Origin of the sequence: Serratia symbiotica, assembly GCF_000821185.2 — a bacterium.
In the GTDB taxonomy this organism is placed as follows: Bacteria; Pseudomonadota; Gammaproteobacteria; order Enterobacterales; family Enterobacteriaceae; genus Serratia; species Serratia symbiotica.
Genome location: NZ_CP050855.1, coordinates 2,396,144 through 2,410,902, shown reverse-complemented (window position 1 = coordinate 2,410,902; position 14,759 = coordinate 2,396,144). Strand labels below are relative to the sequence as shown.

At 51.3% G+C, this 14,759-nt stretch carries 13 protein-coding genes, 1 other RNA gene and 2 pseudogenes; 8 read left to right on the top strand and 8 right to left on the bottom strand.

All coding sequences use genetic code 11. The annotated features are described in order from the left end of the window. Nucleotides 1-47: 47 nt before the first annotated feature. From SYMBAF_RS12085 to amtB, 4 genes are all read left to right on the top strand, one after another. Entirely contained in the window at nucleotides 48-1,823 is a 1,776-nt protein-coding gene (locus SYMBAF_RS12085; RefSeq protein WP_040266840.1) for a SmdA family multidrug ABC transporter permease/ATP-binding protein, read from the top strand. Continuing rightward, nucleotides 1,816-3,588: a SmdB family multidrug efflux ABC transporter permease/ATP-binding protein gene (locus SYMBAF_RS12080; protein WP_040266838.1), complete on the top strand. Its 1,773-nt coding sequence runs from the start codon at nucleotides 1,816-1,818 to the stop codon at nucleotides 3,586-3,588. The genes SYMBAF_RS12085 and SYMBAF_RS12080 overlap by 8 nt, the downstream gene beginning before the upstream one ends. A 238-nt stretch (nucleotides 3,589-3,826) precedes the next feature. Continuing rightward, nucleotides 3,827-4,165: a P-II family nitrogen regulator gene (gene glnK, locus SYMBAF_RS12075; RefSeq protein WP_040266837.1), complete on the top strand. Its 339-nt coding sequence runs from the start codon at nucleotides 3,827-3,829 to the stop codon at nucleotides 4,163-4,165. A gap of 34 nt (nucleotides 4,166-4,199) precedes the next feature. Then, on the top strand, nucleotides 4,200-5,486 hold the full coding sequence (amtB, locus tag SYMBAF_RS12070; RefSeq protein ID WP_040266836.1) for an ammonium transporter AmtB: 1,287 nt from the start codon (nucleotides 4,200-4,202) through the stop codon (nucleotides 5,484-5,486). 260 nt (nucleotides 5,487-5,746) lie between these two features. Here the strand turns inward: amtB and tesB are convergent, their stop codons facing one another. Both tesB and SYMBAF_RS12060 read right to left on the bottom strand, forming a co-directional pair. Then, complete coding sequence (gene tesB, locus SYMBAF_RS12065) at nucleotides 5,747-6,610, bottom strand: acyl-CoA thioesterase II (RefSeq protein ID WP_040266834.1); 864 nt, start codon at nucleotides 6,608-6,610, stop codon at nucleotides 5,747-5,749. A gap of 85 nt (nucleotides 6,611-6,695) precedes the next feature. Next, nucleotides 6,696-7,010 (bottom strand): MGMT family protein, encoded by a 315-nt coding sequence (locus SYMBAF_RS12060; RefSeq protein WP_040266830.1) that lies wholly within the window; start codon nucleotides 7,008-7,010, stop codon nucleotides 6,696-6,698. A gap of 154 nt (nucleotides 7,011-7,164) precedes the next feature. Here SYMBAF_RS12060 and ffs point away from each other — a divergent pair. After that, nucleotides 7,165-7,261: signal recognition particle sRNA small type (ffs, locus tag SYMBAF_RS12055), an RNA gene on the top strand. A gap of 701 nt (nucleotides 7,262-7,962) precedes the next feature. On the opposite strand, the gene SYMBAF_RS12050 is transcribed toward ffs, so the two are convergent. The 3 genes and pseudogenes from SYMBAF_RS12050 to SYMBAF_RS12040 form a co-directional block, all read right to left on the bottom strand. Beyond that, a complete protein-coding gene (locus tag SYMBAF_RS12050) occupies nucleotides 7,963-8,166 on the bottom strand; it encodes an HHA domain-containing protein (RefSeq protein ID WP_006709525.1) in 204 nt (67 codons plus the stop codon). 51 nt (nucleotides 8,167-8,217) lie between these two features. Continuing rightward, the gene (gene tomB / locus SYMBAF_RS12045) at nucleotides 8,218-8,586 is read right to left on the bottom strand and encodes an Hha toxicity modulator TomB (protein WP_040266826.1); all 369 of its coding nucleotides are present in this window, start codon (nucleotides 8,584-8,586) and stop codon (nucleotides 8,218-8,220) included. 515 nt (nucleotides 8,587-9,101) lie between these two features. Continuing rightward, a pseudogene (locus SYMBAF_RS12040) lies at nucleotides 9,102-10,199 on the bottom strand (ISAs1 family transposase). 411 nt (nucleotides 10,200-10,610) lie between these two features. Between SYMBAF_RS12040 and SYMBAF_RS12035 the strand changes: the two are divergent. The 3 genes from SYMBAF_RS12035 to SYMBAF_RS12025 are packed head-to-tail and all read left to right on the top strand — an operon-like array spanning nucleotide 10,611 to nucleotide 13,084. Further along, complete coding sequence (locus tag SYMBAF_RS12035; protein WP_040267096.1) at nucleotides 10,611-11,324, top strand: metal ABC transporter ATP-binding protein; 714 nt, start codon at nucleotides 10,611-10,613, stop codon at nucleotides 11,322-11,324. Further along, complete coding sequence (locus tag SYMBAF_RS12030; RefSeq protein WP_040266824.1) at nucleotides 11,321-12,178, top strand: metal ABC transporter permease; 858 nt, start codon at nucleotides 11,321-11,323, stop codon at nucleotides 12,176-12,178. Before SYMBAF_RS12035 ends, SYMBAF_RS12030 begins: the two co-directional genes overlap by 4 nt. A 27-nt stretch (nucleotides 12,179-12,205) precedes the next feature. After that, the gene (locus tag SYMBAF_RS12025; RefSeq protein WP_040266823.1) at nucleotides 12,206-13,084 is read left to right on the top strand and encodes a metal ABC transporter substrate-binding protein; all 879 of its coding nucleotides are present in this window, start codon (nucleotides 12,206-12,208) and stop codon (nucleotides 13,082-13,084) included. Between the two features lie 610 nt (nucleotides 13,085-13,694). Here the strand turns inward: SYMBAF_RS12025 and SYMBAF_RS12020 are convergent. The 3 genes and pseudogenes from SYMBAF_RS12020 to SYMBAF_RS12010 form a co-directional block, all read right to left on the bottom strand. Continuing rightward, nucleotides 13,695-14,141: pseudogene (locus SYMBAF_RS12020) on the bottom strand (IS110 family RNA-guided transposase); the annotation flags it as partial. 114 nt (nucleotides 14,142-14,255) lie between these two features. Further along, entirely contained in the window at nucleotides 14,256-14,396 is a 141-nt protein-coding gene (gene ykgO, locus SYMBAF_RS12015) for a type B 50S ribosomal protein L36 (RefSeq protein ID WP_040266822.1), read from the bottom strand. A gap of 11 nt (nucleotides 14,397-14,407) precedes the next feature. Next, entirely contained in the window at nucleotides 14,408-14,665 is a 258-nt protein-coding gene (locus tag SYMBAF_RS12010; protein ID WP_040266820.1) for a type B 50S ribosomal protein L31, read from the bottom strand. Between the last annotated feature and the right edge of the window lie 94 nt (nucleotides 14,666-14,759).

Sequence of the window (14,759 nt, the reverse complement as noted above, 5' to 3'; positions counted from 1 at the left end):
GGAGCAGAGCAAAAGATAAAACCTATTCAATCCTGGAATCAAACTGCGTGAGATTATTTGCTCAAATCGGTTGGTATTTCCGCCGAGAATGGCACCGCTACCTGGGGGCAGTGGTGTTGCTGATCGTTATCGCTATTCTGCAACTGTTACCGCCCAAGCTGGTAGGCATTATCGTGGATGGTGTCACCGAAAAACAGATGTCGACCGACGTGCTGATGGCATGGCTGGGGCTGATGTTTGGTTCCGCGATTATTGTTTACCTGCTGCGCTACCTGTGGCGGGTATTGCTGTTTGGCGCGTCTTACCAGTTGGCCGTCGAGCTACGCGAGAATTTCTACCGCCAGCTTAGTCACCAGAACCCGGCTTTCTACCTGCGTCACCGCACTGGCGATCTGATGGCGCGTGCCACCAACGACGTGGATCGGGTGGTGTTTGCTGCTGGTGAAGGTGTGTTGACACTGGTGGACTCACTAGTGATGGGGGTGATAGTGCTGGTGGTGATGAGCACCCAAATCAGTTGGCAACTGACGCTCCTGTCTTTGATCCCAATGCCGCTGATGGCGATCGTCATCAAATATTACGGCGACCAACTGCATCAGCGCTTTAAATCAGCACAGGCGGCGTTTTCCCGCCTGAACGATCAGGCGCAGGAAAGTATGACCAGCATCCGCATGATCAAAGCCTTTGGTCTGGAGGATCACCAGTCCAAGCGGTTCGCCGAAGTGGCGGTGCAGACAGGTGCGAAGAACATGCATGTGGCGCGGGTTGACGCGTGCTTTGACCCGACGATCTATATCGCCATCGGCACCTCCAATCTGTTGGCTATTGGCGGCGGCAGTTGGATGGTAGTGAACGGTTCTCTAACGCTGGGGCAGTTGACCAGCTTTGTGATGTATCTCGGCCTGATGATTTGGCCGATGTTAGCGCTGGCTTGGATGTTCAATATCGTTGAACGCGGCAGTGCCGCATACAGCCGCATCCGTAGCCTGCTTGCAGAGGCACCGACGGTACAAGATGGTCAACTGCCGCTGCCTGCTGGCCGTGGCGTATTGGTGGCGGATATCCGAGCATTCCATTACCCAGAGAGTAAGCTGTCTGTGTTGTACAAGGTCATGTTGAGGCTAGAGCCTGGGCAGATGCTGGGGTTGTGCGGGCCAACGGGGGCCGGTAAATCGACGCTGTTATCGCTGATCCAGCGCCAGTTCGACGTTGACGCTGGTCAGATAAGCTACCACGGCTTGCCGCTGAGCCAGGTCAAGCTTGATGATTGGCGTTTGCGGTTGTCGGTGGTCAGTCAGACGCCATTCTTATTCTCCGACAGCGTGGCGAACAATATTGCGCTAGGCAATCCGGGAGCGACGCAAGAGCAAATTGAACAGGCGGCGCGGCTGGCCAGCGTGCACGAGGATATCCTGCGTCTGCCACAGGGCTATGAAACTGAAGTGGGCGAACGCGGTGTGATGCTCTCTGGTGGTCAGAAGCAGCGTATTTCCATCGCCCGTGCGCTGTTACTGGACACAGAGATCCTGATCCTCGACGATGCACTTTCAGCGGTAGATGGTCGTACTGAGCACCAAATTCTGCATAACTTGCGCCGTTGGGGGCAGGATCGCACGGTGATTATCAGTGCGCACCGGCTGTCGGCATTGACCGGAGCTAGCGAGATCCTGGTGATGCAGCATGGTAGCGTGGTGCAGCGCGGTGAACACCCAGCGCTGGCGACTCAGCCAGGTTGGTATCGCGATATGTACCGCTACCAGCAGTTGGAGGCGGCGCTGGATGAAGTGCCGGACTGCGGTGAGGAAGCGTTAGCCAATGAATAAAGTGCAAAAGCTGTGGCCGACGCTAAAACGGCTGCTGGCTTACGGTTCGCCATACCGCAAACCGCTGGGGATTGCGGTGTTGATGCTGTGGGTGGCGGCAGCGGCGGAAGTCGCTGGGCCAATCTTGATCAGCTATTTTATCGATCACTACGTTGCCAAAGGGCAACTGCCGCTGGCAATCGTCGGCGGGCTGGCGACGACCTACGTACTGCTAGAACTGCTGGCGGCGGCGTTGCATTATTTCCAGGCGCTGTTGTTCAATCAGGCGGCGGTGGGGGTGGTGCAGCGTTTGCGCACCGATGTGATGGACGCCGCGCTGCGCCAGCCGCTCAGTGCCTTCGACACCCAGCCGGTCGGGCAGTTGATCTCGCGCGTTACCAACGATACCGAGGTTATCAAGGATCTTTACGTGATGGTGGTCTCCACGGTGCTGAAAAGCGCCGCGTTGATCGGTACCATGCTGGTGGCAATGTTCCTCCTCGACTGGCGCATGGCACTGGTGGCGATCTGCATCTTCCCGGCAGTACTTGTGGTGATGGGCATCTATCAGTACTACAGTGCGCCGATCGTGCGGCGGGTGCGCAGCTATCTGGCGGATATCAACGACGGTTTTAATGAAGTGATTAACGGCATGAGTGTCATTCAGCAATTCCGTCAGCAGATCCGCTTTGGTGAGCGCCTGCGCGCAGCCAGTAAAAGGCATTACACCGCGCGCATGCAAACTCTGCGGCTGGACGGTTTTCTACTGCGGCCACTACTTAGCTTGTTTTCGATGCTGGTGCTGTGCGGCCTGCTGATGCTGTTCGGCTTGAGCGGTGAAGGTGTGATAAGCGCCGGCGTATTGTATGCCTTTATCAATTATTTGGGGCGCTTGAATGAACCGCTGATCGAGCTGACCTCGCAGCAGTCTATTTTGCAGCAGGCGCTGGTGGCTGGTGAACGCGTCTTTGAACTGATGGATCGCTGCCAACAGCGTTATGGTACGGAAACTCATCCGCTGACCAGCGGCAGCATTGATGTTAAAGACCTGAGTTTCGCCTATCGCGCGGATAAAAAGGTGTTGCAGCATATTTCATTGTCGGTGCCTTCGTGCGGTTTCACGGCGCTAGTCGGCCACACCGGCAGCGGCAAGAGCACATTGGCCAACCTGCTAATGGGCTACTACCCAGTCAATGAAGGCGAGGTGCGCCTTGGCGGCCGTCTGCTGTCCAGTCTATCGCATCGCACGCTGCGTCAGGGTATGGCAATGGTGCAGCAGGAGCCAGCGGTGATCGCCGAATCGGTGCTGGCCAATATCACGTTAGGGCGTAATATCGACGAAAAAACGGTTTGGCAGGCGCTGGAGACGGTGCAGTTGGCCGATCTGGTCCGCAGCTTCCCACAGGGCATTCACACCAGGCTGGGCGAGCAAGGTAATAACTTGTCGGTCGGCCAAAAACAACTGCTGGCGATGGCACGGGTACTGGTGCAGGCACCGCAGATCCTGATCCTCGACGAGGCGACGGCCAACATTGATTCGGGAACCGAGCAGGCCATCCAGCATGCGCTGCGTCTGATCCGTGAGCGCACCACGCTGATAGTGATCGCTCACCGTTTATCGACTATCGTCGATGCTGACTCAATTCTGGTGCTCCACCGTGGCCACGTGGTGGAGCAGGGCAATCATCTGCAACTGCTGGGGCAGCAGGGGCGCTACTACCAGATGTATCAATTGCAACAGGTGGGTGAGGCGCTGGCGGTTCGCGAGGAAAGCCAATCCGCTTGATCCCCAGGGGAGTGGGGCGCGGTTCCTCAAGTCCCTTCTGCGCCTTTTTCCGAAGCATTACGCACCAAAATGGTGTGCAATATTTGAGTGATGACTGGCGGTAAGGCGCTACATGACTCAAGGTTGTCGGTTCACCGAGTCATTTGCTGAATTCACGTACTAAACCATTTATGGCATAGTTTTTGCTTGATAAGTACTGTATCAGGGTGAGTTTGAGCTTTTTAGTAGAGGAACAATTATGAAGCTGGTGAGCGTAGTGATCAAACCATTCAAGCTGGAGGATGTGCGTGAAGCCTTATCCGCTGTAGGTATTCAGGGGCTGACTGTCACTGAAGTGAAAGGCTTTGGCCGCCAGAAAGGACATGCTGAGCTTTATCGTGGCGCAGAATACAGCGTCAACTTCCTACCTAAAGTAAAGATTGACATCGCCATTGCCGACGACCAATTGGATGACGTGATTGATGTCATTAGCAAAGCTGCCTATACCGGAAAAATCGGCGACGGCAAAATTTTCGTTGCCGAATTGCAGCATGTCATTCGCATTCGCACCGGCGAAACAGACGAAGCAGCACTGTAATTACAGGCTCTTAAGCAATGGGAATGGATTGATAATGAAAAAATTTTTATCCATATTGAGCTTGAGCACGGTAGCATTGGTACCTTCTTTTGCTCTGGCCACTCCGGTGGTCGCAGACAAGGCTGACAACGCATTCATGATGATTTGCACCACTTTGGTGCTGTTCATGACGTTGCCGGGCATTGCGCTGTTTTATGGCGGTTTGCTGCGTTCCAAGAACGTGCTTTCCATGCTGACTCAGGTTTCTATCACTTTTGCTCTAGTGTGCGTGCTATGGGTGCTATACGGTTACAGCCTAGTCTTCAGCGAGGGCAATGCGTTTTTGGGTAGTTTCCAGATGGCGATGCTGAAAGGGATCGGCATAGACAGCGTTATCGGCACTTTCCATCAGATGATCCATGTTGCTTTCCAATGTTCCTTCGCCTGTATTACCGTGGCGCTGGTAGTGGGGGGGATTGCCGAGCGCATCCGGTTCTCTGCGGTAGTGATTTTCGCCGCCATTTGGTTCACCCTCTCCTACCTGCCGATTGCGCACATGGTATGGGGCGGCGGTTTCTTGGCGGCTGATGGCACGCTGGACTTTGCTGGCGGTACTGTGGTGCACATCAACGCCGCCAGCGCAAGTTTGATCGGTGCTTACCTGCTGGGCAAGCGCGTCGGATTTGGTAGGGAAGCGTTCAAACCGCACAACCTACCGATGGTATTTACCGGTGCCTCTATCCTGTATATCGGCTGGTTCGGCTTCAATGCTGGCTCTGCCAGCGCGGCCAACGGCATTGCGGCATTGGCATTCTTGAACACCGTAATTGCAACCGCCGGTGCCATTCTCTCTTGGATATTCGCTGAGTGGATGGCGCGCGGTAAGCCTTCGCTATTGGGTGCCTGTTCTGGCTGCATCGCTGGCTTGGTTGCGGTGACCCCGGCTGCGGGTAGCGTCGGCGTTGGTGGAGCGCTGCTCATCGGCTTGGCGGGAGGCATTGCTGGCCTATGGGGCGTGGTCATGCTGAAGAAATGGCTGAATGTGGATGATACTTGTGATGTGTTCGGCGTGCACGGCGTTTGCGGTATTGTTGGTTGTCTGCTAACGGGGGTGTTCACCGCATCTTCACTAGGCGGCATCGGTTATGCAGAAGGTGTAACCATGGGACACCAGGTGTGGAGCCAGCTAATAAGCGTAGTGATCACCCTGGTGTGGTCTGGCATTGCCGCCTTTATCGCTTTCAAAGTGGCCGATGTTATCGTAGGCTTGCGTGTAGCGGAAGAACAAGAGCACGAAGGTTTGGATGTCAATAGTCACGGCGAGCGCGCTTACAACTCATAACGTTTGTAGAAGGGCAGGTCGTGAGTTTTGCAATGGCCCGTGAGGTTTGGTAGCCCAAATAAGCGGCTGGTAACCTAGGGGCGTGTTAAAATGGTTCCAGCCCTTCGGGTCGCGCCACAAAAGCCCGTAATCCGCGATGTCGGGCTTGAATATAGGCTTCTATGCCCTGTACCTTTTGCCTTGATTACGTGTCTTGGGGCTGCGACGCCGCCATGGTCAATAATATAAAATAATAACGATGCAAAATGGGCAGTGGCTTCTTATGTTCGGTGCTGGCGAATTACCCCTTCTTGCACCGTGCTGGCCACCAGAACCCCCTCGCGGGTATAGATCTGACCACGCACGAAACCACGTGCACCTGAGGCAGAAGTGCTTTCTACCGCGTACAGCAACCAGTCATCCATGCGGAAGGGACGATGGAACCACATCGAGTGGTCGATGGTGGCCACCTGCATGTCTGGTTCTAGGAAGCCGACGCCATGCGGTTGCAGCGCCGTCGGCAGCAAATGGAAATCGGAGGCATAACTTAGCAGGTGCTGATGAATATGCGGGTCGTCCGGCATGCTGCCATTGGCGCGCAACCACACGTAACGGTGCGGTTCTTGCACGCTGCCTTTCAGCGGGTTGTGGAACTTCACTGGCCGCATCTCCAACGGCTTCTGGCCGATAAACTTCTCACGCAACTTTTCCGGCAGCCTGTGCGCCAGCTCCTGGGCGATTTCGGACTCGGACATCAGACCTTCTGGTAGCGACACCTTCGGCATGGTGTTCTGATGTTCAAAGCCAACCTCCCGGCTTTGGAAGGAGGCGGTCATATAGAAGATCGGTTTATCATGCTGGATGGCGGTGATGCGGCGGGTACTAAAGCTGTGGCCATCGCGCAAATTTTCCACTTCATACAGGATGGGTTTGCTGCTGTTGCCTGGGCGCAGAAAATAGCTGTGGAACGAGTGTACGCTGCGCTCGTCCAACACCGTTTGCTTAGCGGCGTACAGCGCTTGGCCGATCAATTGACCCCCGAATAGCTGGCGTAATCCCAAATCTTCGCTCTGTCCTCGAAACACCCCTTCTTCGATTTTCTCCAAATCCAATAGATCAAGGAGACGATGCAATTCTTTCCCCATAAAATTATTGCCTCTTTAATCGTCTCGTCAGCTTTGCTGATAAAGCCTGCTATTAATAGCCTCTGCATTTCGCCCAAAGGCTATTTTATTGGTACCAGCCGTATAGCTGAAAGTCCACAGTACTGTGCGTGCTGAAAATAATCCCTTCTTCGAGCAATGCCTGCCTCTGCCGCTGAAAGTCTTCGCCCTGCTGCGAAATTTGTCCATGGCGATTCATCACCCGATGCCAGGGTAGGGTGCTGCCTTCCGGCAAACGTCGCAATACACCGCCGACCTGACGCGCTGCGCGCGGTGATCCCGCCAGCCGTGCCACTTCACCGTAGGTGGTGATCTTGCCATAGGGAATGGCGGCCACCACATGGAACACGCGTTGGCTAAAGGAGGGGGCTACGGGGTGCATTTTGTTTTCCTGCGCGAGTAAAATATCAGGTAGAGAGTATGCCATAGGTGAAACGAGTAAGAAAACAGCAGTTGGTTTTGCTTGGCTTGCTATTTGACGAACCATCACTGATAATGCCAACGCTTTAAAGTACAGAAGCCGTCAATGGGGGCCTTGTTGGTTCTCCCGCAACACTAACTTGTGGACTCGGTCAGATCCGGAAGGAAGCAGCCGCAGCAGGTAACGTGTGTGCCGGGATGTAGCTGGTAGGGCCTCCACCAAATTCAGTGATTAATCAAGATTCAGTGCATTATATTTCTAGATATTACACTTTTATTCTCACTTGGGATGTTAACTATCCTCAGCGCTTTCTCTCCCACCAAGGCATGCAGTTCTACCGTCTGACAAGCATAGTGCGCTGGTGCCATTGGTCGTCAGCCAGCGGTTTCCGACGGTGCGACAACCTCTGGCCGAAGACTTCCTTCGGCTATATTAAATTTTAGCACTGGGCAAAGGTTTCACTGCTGTCGCAGCGAGATTAACAGTGTTTATGCAGCACGACGATTCTTAGGCGGATTCATGCCATTTGCTGTGTTTCCCAGCGTAATAGTGCGATTTTCCGAGGGGGATATCAGCCGTTTGGTGTTGGTGGAAAGCCACCGCCTGAATTCAACCGTCCCCTATCCGATGGATTTTTCGACGCGTTATATGGCGTTCAAATTTGACCAGGGTTATTTTACCATGGCTTTATACCCTACCAGTTGAAGGATAACGAATTAACCATTGCTTAATCGTAGCGATAATCATTTAGCTAAGGCTATATTTAATGCGTAAAGCCTATCGCCATTAATGAGGGCAGATATTTTTGAGTTCTCATATAGAACGAAATCACAGTAATTCAATAATATAAAAAATAAATCAGGGCAGGCATTGAAGCCGATAAGTGTATCGGCCCAATGCATCGTAGCCTGGATTATCTTACATATTTCCAAACGGCGGTAGGGATTTTATCATACAGTTTGTTCATGGTGAGTTCAGCAAGGCGGTGGTCGGCTGCGGAGTAAAATAGCTCCAGTTCATCGTTGGAAAGTTCATACTTATTTTTTTCAATAACACGCTCTAGCGTATCAATCGTGGTGCATTTACGTAAACGCATCAGATAGTCAGTTTTAGTCATGATGGCCTTTAATTTTTTAAACCGTAAAATAGGTTGAGGAATAATAAATCCCTAAGTTTTCATTGTAGTACAGATGCCCTCTCCTGAGAACATTCTGAATAATTTCGCTTTGGTTTTTTGCCAGCGGCGAAGATCGGAATCATTGATACCGTAGCTACTGAACAGCATATAGGCATCATCGAGATATTCTTCGACTAACTCCGACAGATCACTTTCATCCATGTATTTAATTTTATAACTCATCACAAACGAAGCAATATGTTCAATCAACTCATTGAGCTGGAGGTTGACAAAAGACGTTGGATCGTTTACCCACCCATGGTAGCTGTCATCCAGGGTGGCGATGCCTTCGTCGTACAGATTTTCGCACAAGAATTTGAGTTGAGCAATATCATGTCGCTTAGACGAATACTCATCCATATCATCCCCTCCGTAAGTTATAATTTCGGTGTTGATAACACTCTGTGAGTAAGCTGATTTACATCATCGACGGAGGCAGCTTAACGCTAACTTTATAAGTTTCTTATAGGATGAATATAAATCATTTTTTCGCGTTTGACCTGTTGTGATTACGTAAACTTACAATTCATCAACAGTTGATTTAAAGGGTGTTATCAATGATTTCATAGGTAAGTCCCCGCTACATAACCCTATTTCTGATGCATTCATTGGCGTTTATATACCGACTGACAGTGAAAATTAGCTTGCTTATAACGATAATTCATTAAGTAAATGCCTTCATAACTATATCAAATATTCCTAATGAGTTTTTTCCATGATGAACGTGCGCTAAATAAAAATTCAGTCTGCTGGTCAACGCTGACAACTTACCCAGATATTCTATCATTAATCACTTTCTTTAATATTTAACAAAAAATACTTTGATTTTCATATGCATCAATGTTGAGTCAGGAGAAAATCTGCGGCCATTATTATCAGGGTGAGAACACACATACCCACTTTTCAACCAGCGAGCTAAAGCCGACGGCAAGGATCTGTTCCAGGTAAGTGCTATTCATACTCGATAATTTACGTCTCCTCCAGATACTGGCTTTTCTCGTTTTTTCCGTATGCAGTATATTCAGTGCAATGTGGCGCATGCAGCACAGAATTTCCGCTGCCTCTCCACGGCAGATGAGACTGGCATCCTCGTTTATCAATACATCCAGTACCCAGTGCAGACTGTTCCCAATACGCCAGTGGCCTCTGACTGCTCTGGCAAAGCGGTTCTCATTTAGCTCTGCCAAACTGATGTAGTAGCGGTATTCGAGGGACTCTTTTCCCCATTTATCCAATCGGTAACTGACAGCCGCCCCTAGCGTTTCATGTTCTTCCACTCAGCAAATTGAGCAGCCAGGTTACCCGCTGGAAGTACCTGGTATTCCCTGACCTCAATATGCCCGAGCCATTTTTCCACAATCACATTGCCGATTTTTTCAACTGTGCAGGGCGGCTACAGTGCCTTTTTTACCGCGCTATAGCGCTGCTTCTGGTGCCAGAAGATAATCGCCTCCCTGCCTGAAATCGTGTCAGCGATATTGGTCTGGCACCCTAATTGCGTCAATGGATATCAGGCATCCCTTAAGTTCCAGTAGTTTCATCAGCGCTGGGAGGGCTGTGATCTGCTTTTAACTGGCCCATTACCCCATCATTGCGGGTGGCAAAAGCACTGACCCTATGAATGACAGAGTAGCGATTCCTTTTGTCGCAGACACCCCGTAACACCTTGCCATAAGCTCGCCTCTGGTGAGCTTATTCACCGATTGCACCCAGCGGACAAAGCACTGCTGAAACTGAGTCGGGTTGAGGCGGGAAACAATGCGTGCAATAATGGTGTCGTGAACAGGTAACCCATTGGCGAAAATACTTTATTTCTGAAGCCACTCAATATGGACTTCGCCAAAGTCCTCAATGTCTTCCCATCCTTAAGCACTGGCAATAACAGCGTAGTCAAACAAGGGATAATTGATTTTTGCTGTCTGGCGAGGGTCTTCTAAGCAACCGAAGTACAGCAAACAAGCATCAGATATTATCAGGTATGGTTCCCACAAGGGAGCATAAGGTCACAACGGGAACAGGCCGTCAAATCGATCGATTTTGCTCAAAAGGCGGTTAAGATTTCACCCTGCCGTTATTGTACATGCATGTTGCTCATTGGTAAATTTCTATACTAGCCGGTATTGACCTAATGGGCAGTGGTCGCGCTTCGTTGTATTATTGATGGGAGAAGGCTTGAGCTGATACGGGGTTTGTGATGTAATATTATTACATCACATATTTTCTCTTTAATTCTTGTTGGCCATGAAATTGACATCGACATCTCGATATGACACCGAAACATCATTAAATACCTTGTTCACCGCCTCAGCAGTACTGCGCTGCGGAATTGCCGTTGTGCTGTTGGCTTTGCTGTGGCTGGGCATTTGTTGGGCGGTGGCGTTGCCATGATCACGTTGCAACAGGCCGAGATCGGTTATGGCAGTGTACCGCTATTCTCACCGCTTAGTGGCCATTTTGCCACTGGCTCTCTGACGGCGGTCGTCGGGGTTAATGGCGCGGGCAAATCCACATTGCTAAAAACGCTGGCTGGGCTACAGCCCCTGCAAGGCGGTAGCCTGCATTTCAGTGGCAATCAACCGCCACGAATGGCCTACTTGCCGCAGCAGACGGAGCTGGATCGCCAGTTCCCGATACGGGTCAGCGATTTGGTCGCGATGGGAAACTGGGCGAAAAGTGGCATGTTCGGTGGGTTGAGCAAGTGTGCGTCGCGGCATATTGCCGAGGCACTAGAGTGCGTGGGTATGACCGCGATGGCGAGCAGACCGGTGGGGGAACTATCCGGTGGTCAGTTGCAACGGGTATTGTTTGCGCGCCTGTTGGTACAGCAGGCACCGCTGATTTTACTGGACGAACCTTTCACCGGTATCGACAGCGCTACCACCCAATTGTTGGTACAGGTTATTGAGCAACTGCACCGGCAGGGGAGGACGCTTATCGCCGTGCTGCACGATATGTCGCTGGTGACCAATCATTTCCCTCAGGTACTGCTGTTGACGCCGCAGTGTTGTCATTGGGGGGATGCTGATCGGGTTTTGGAACATATTCCAGCGTTGAATGTTGCCAGCCAACCTCAGTGCCAGATGGCGGTGGTGTCATGACGCTGCTGCACCTGTTGCTTGATCCCTTCGTGTCCTTTGGTTTTATGCGTCGTGCGTTGGTGGCCTGTTTGGCGCTGTCGTTCAGTGCGGCACCGTTGGGGATTTTTCTATTGCTGCGGCGTATGAGTCTGGTTGGTGATGCGCTCTCTCATGCGGTATTGCCTGGTGCGGCGATAGGCTATCTGATTTCCGGCATGTCGCTGGTGGCGATGGGGGTGGGTGGGTTTATTGCTGGATTGGCCGTGGCGATGTTGTCCGGTTTGGTCAGCCGCCGCACGCCGTTAAAGGAAGATGCCAGCTTCGCCGGTTTTTACCTTGGCTCTCTGGCATTGGGAGTGACGCTGGTATCGTTGCGTGGTTCCAGCGTTGATCTGCTGCATGTGCTGTTTGGCTCGATTTTGGCGGTGGGAACTCATGCCATTCTGATGGTTGGTGCGATAGCCAGCTTTTCATTATTGGCGTTAGCGGTGCTGTATCGTGCGTTAGTGATTGAGTCTTTTGATGTTACTTTTCTGCGGGTCAGTGCACCGCGCTGGCTAGCGCTGATACATGGGCTGTTTCTGGCGCTGGTGGTGATCAATCTGGTGGCGGGTTTTCAAATCCTCGGCACTTTGATGTCGGTGGGGCTGATGATGCTGCCCGCTGCCAGTGCGCGTTTCTGGGCGCGTAATTTACCATATATGCTGGCGGTGGCGATGGGGATCGGTATGCTTTCCAGCCTGATTGGTCTGGAATGGTCGTATTACGCCTCGCTGCCTGCTGGCCCGGCGATTGTGCTGAGCGCCAGCATGATCTTTTTTGTTTCGATTCTATTTGGGACGTGCGGCGGGATCTACTCTTGCGCGCGCCGTTGAGAAGTGCTATTTGCAGGAGGAAAAAGTATGAAACGTTTACCTATATTGCTGGCAGTCGCTGTTCTGCTGTCCAGCCCATTGGCAATGGCGAAGACTGTCAATGCCGTTGCCAGCTTTTCTATCCTCAGTGATATCGTCAAGCAAGTGGGGGGAGAGCACGTCAAAGTTAGCACGCTGGTAAGGCCAGGCGGCGATCCGCACAGCTTTGAACCTTCACCGCAGGACAGCAAGTTGTTGTCACAGGCTGACGTGGTGTTCGTCAGCGGCCTGGGGTTGGAAGGGTGGCTCGATCGTTTGGTTAGCGCTTCGGGTTATCAAGGACGGGTAATCATCGCTTCACAGGGGACTGACACGCGGCAGATGGAAGAAAACGGTAAGAAAATGACCGATCCTCACGCCTGGAATAGTATGAAAAATGGCGTTCAGTACGCCACTAATGTGATGAATGCGCTGATTGCTGCCGATCCGCAAGACGCCAACTATTTCCGCCAGCGAGGAACGGAGTATATTCAGCAGTTGCAAAAGCTGGATCTGTGGGCTAAAACGCAGTTTGCTGCGGTGCCGCCAGAGAAACGTAAGGTGCTAACCAGCCACGATGCTTTTGGTTACTTTGGGCATGAGTATGGTGTCACCTTCCTTGCCCCGGTTGGTTTTTCTACCGAAGCTGAAGCCAGTGCCAGCGACGTAGCCAGCTTGATTAAGCAGATCAAGCAGGAAAAGGTTAGCGCCTATTTTATTGAGAACCAAACTGACTCGCGCCTGGTAAAGCAAATTGCGGTTGCCACTGGGGCCAAGGCGGGTGGGGAGTTATATCCAGAGGCATTGTCTAGCGCACATGGCCCAGCAGCGACCTATGTGCAGGCATTCAAACATAATGTCGATGTGTTGCTCGCTAGCATGAAGTAATGATGATCAGTCTTGTTAATATGGCCGGGCGCTTTTTAGTGTTCAGCTTCTCCATAGAGTAGGAGGCGGGATTATTCCCGCCGTCCTCTCACACTACTGTAGGTGCGGTTCCGTATACGGCGGTTCATTGTTAACGCTGGAGTTCCCGTAGTGATACCCCCCTCCCCGCTTTTGAGACCCCTTTCTTCGGGAACTCAGGGTTCATGTGGCTTGCCCCTAAGTTCCACCACAGACCTCGTTGGTTTACCGCTGATATCCACACTCTTTCCTTTGTGAGTCTGTTTCTTATTAGCATTTTTGCTCAGGCATACGGCCTTTTCTTGTTCCTTCATAATAGGCAGCGAACCTTGCGCCGTTAGGTCTTCAACCACAAGACACTATTGTATGAGATCTTCAGTTTCCTTCAGGTCTCCTCTCACACAGAGCACCCTTGTTGTTCGGCTGACACTTCCTTTTGCCGGGTGTGTAGAGGACTGTCATCTCCAAGTCACCCACTTGATCACCACAGTCAGACTGGTTGCGCTCATGTGCAACGTGCCATGCACGGTGTACATAAAAATCTATGGTCACCGCCATTTTTGCAACACTGATTTTTCCATTAGTCAAAAATCAGTGCAAACTCCAGCAGAAAACCGTGGATCGGGTTAGTAGTTTTTACTTTGTCTCTGATAAGAGATCCTCTGACCCGATGCAGTGCTCGCATCGCCTGCTGAACCTCAGTTCTCGGCTGGACAAAATGCATTGACGGCCGGGGTGCGGCTTCACATATCGCCTCTGCATCAACAAAATCTTTTTTATTGCTCTTAACAAATGGGCGCACAAATTGCGGAGAGATAAGTTTTGCTTTATGGCTGCTATCACTGATACGCCGCGCCATAAAGTGTGCACCAGCTCAAGCTTCCATAACAATAACCGAAGACGGGTACGTCGCCAAAAACTGCATTAGCTTTGTGCGCGTAAACTGCTTACGCAGAAGCGCTTTACCTGACTTATCTTGGCAATGAATGTGGAAAGAGTGTTTACCGAGATCGATACCAATAAGAGCAACGTTTTCTATGATGGCCTCTCCTGAAAGAAAAACACCCTGCCAGCGTATCGCTCACAGGGTGGGGGTGGCCATCTTTAGCCCCGTTGAGCCGCTACCGGGCTTTACGACAGATGACATCTTGGATTAATGTTTTTTCTTACGTCCTTGTACCGCTTTGAAACGCGGGTTGCTTTTACAGATCACATAGATACGGCCATGACGGCGCACGACTTTACAATCTGGGTGGCGATTCTTCGCTGAGCGTAATGAACTCAAAACTTTCATGTTATTCCTTGTTACTTATTGCTGCCGATAAAGCGGCCAAAACGCTGCTGGAAGCGCGCCGTACTGCCTTCTTTGGAAAATGCTTTCTGCTTACCAGTATAATAGGGGGGCGAAGCGGAAGAGACATCAATGGTGACATACGGCCAGTTTTCGCCATTCAGCTCAATGGTACGATCAGTTTTGATGGTAGATCCCACTTTGAAATAGGTATTGGCACTGAGATCGTGGAACACTACGATATGGTAGTCAGGATGGATGCCTGCTTTCATGATGCACTCCATTGATATGTTATAATGTAACAATAATTATGCATCGCCTTGGCAGTAGGATCAAGGGAAAAATATATCTACAGGCTAACTAATG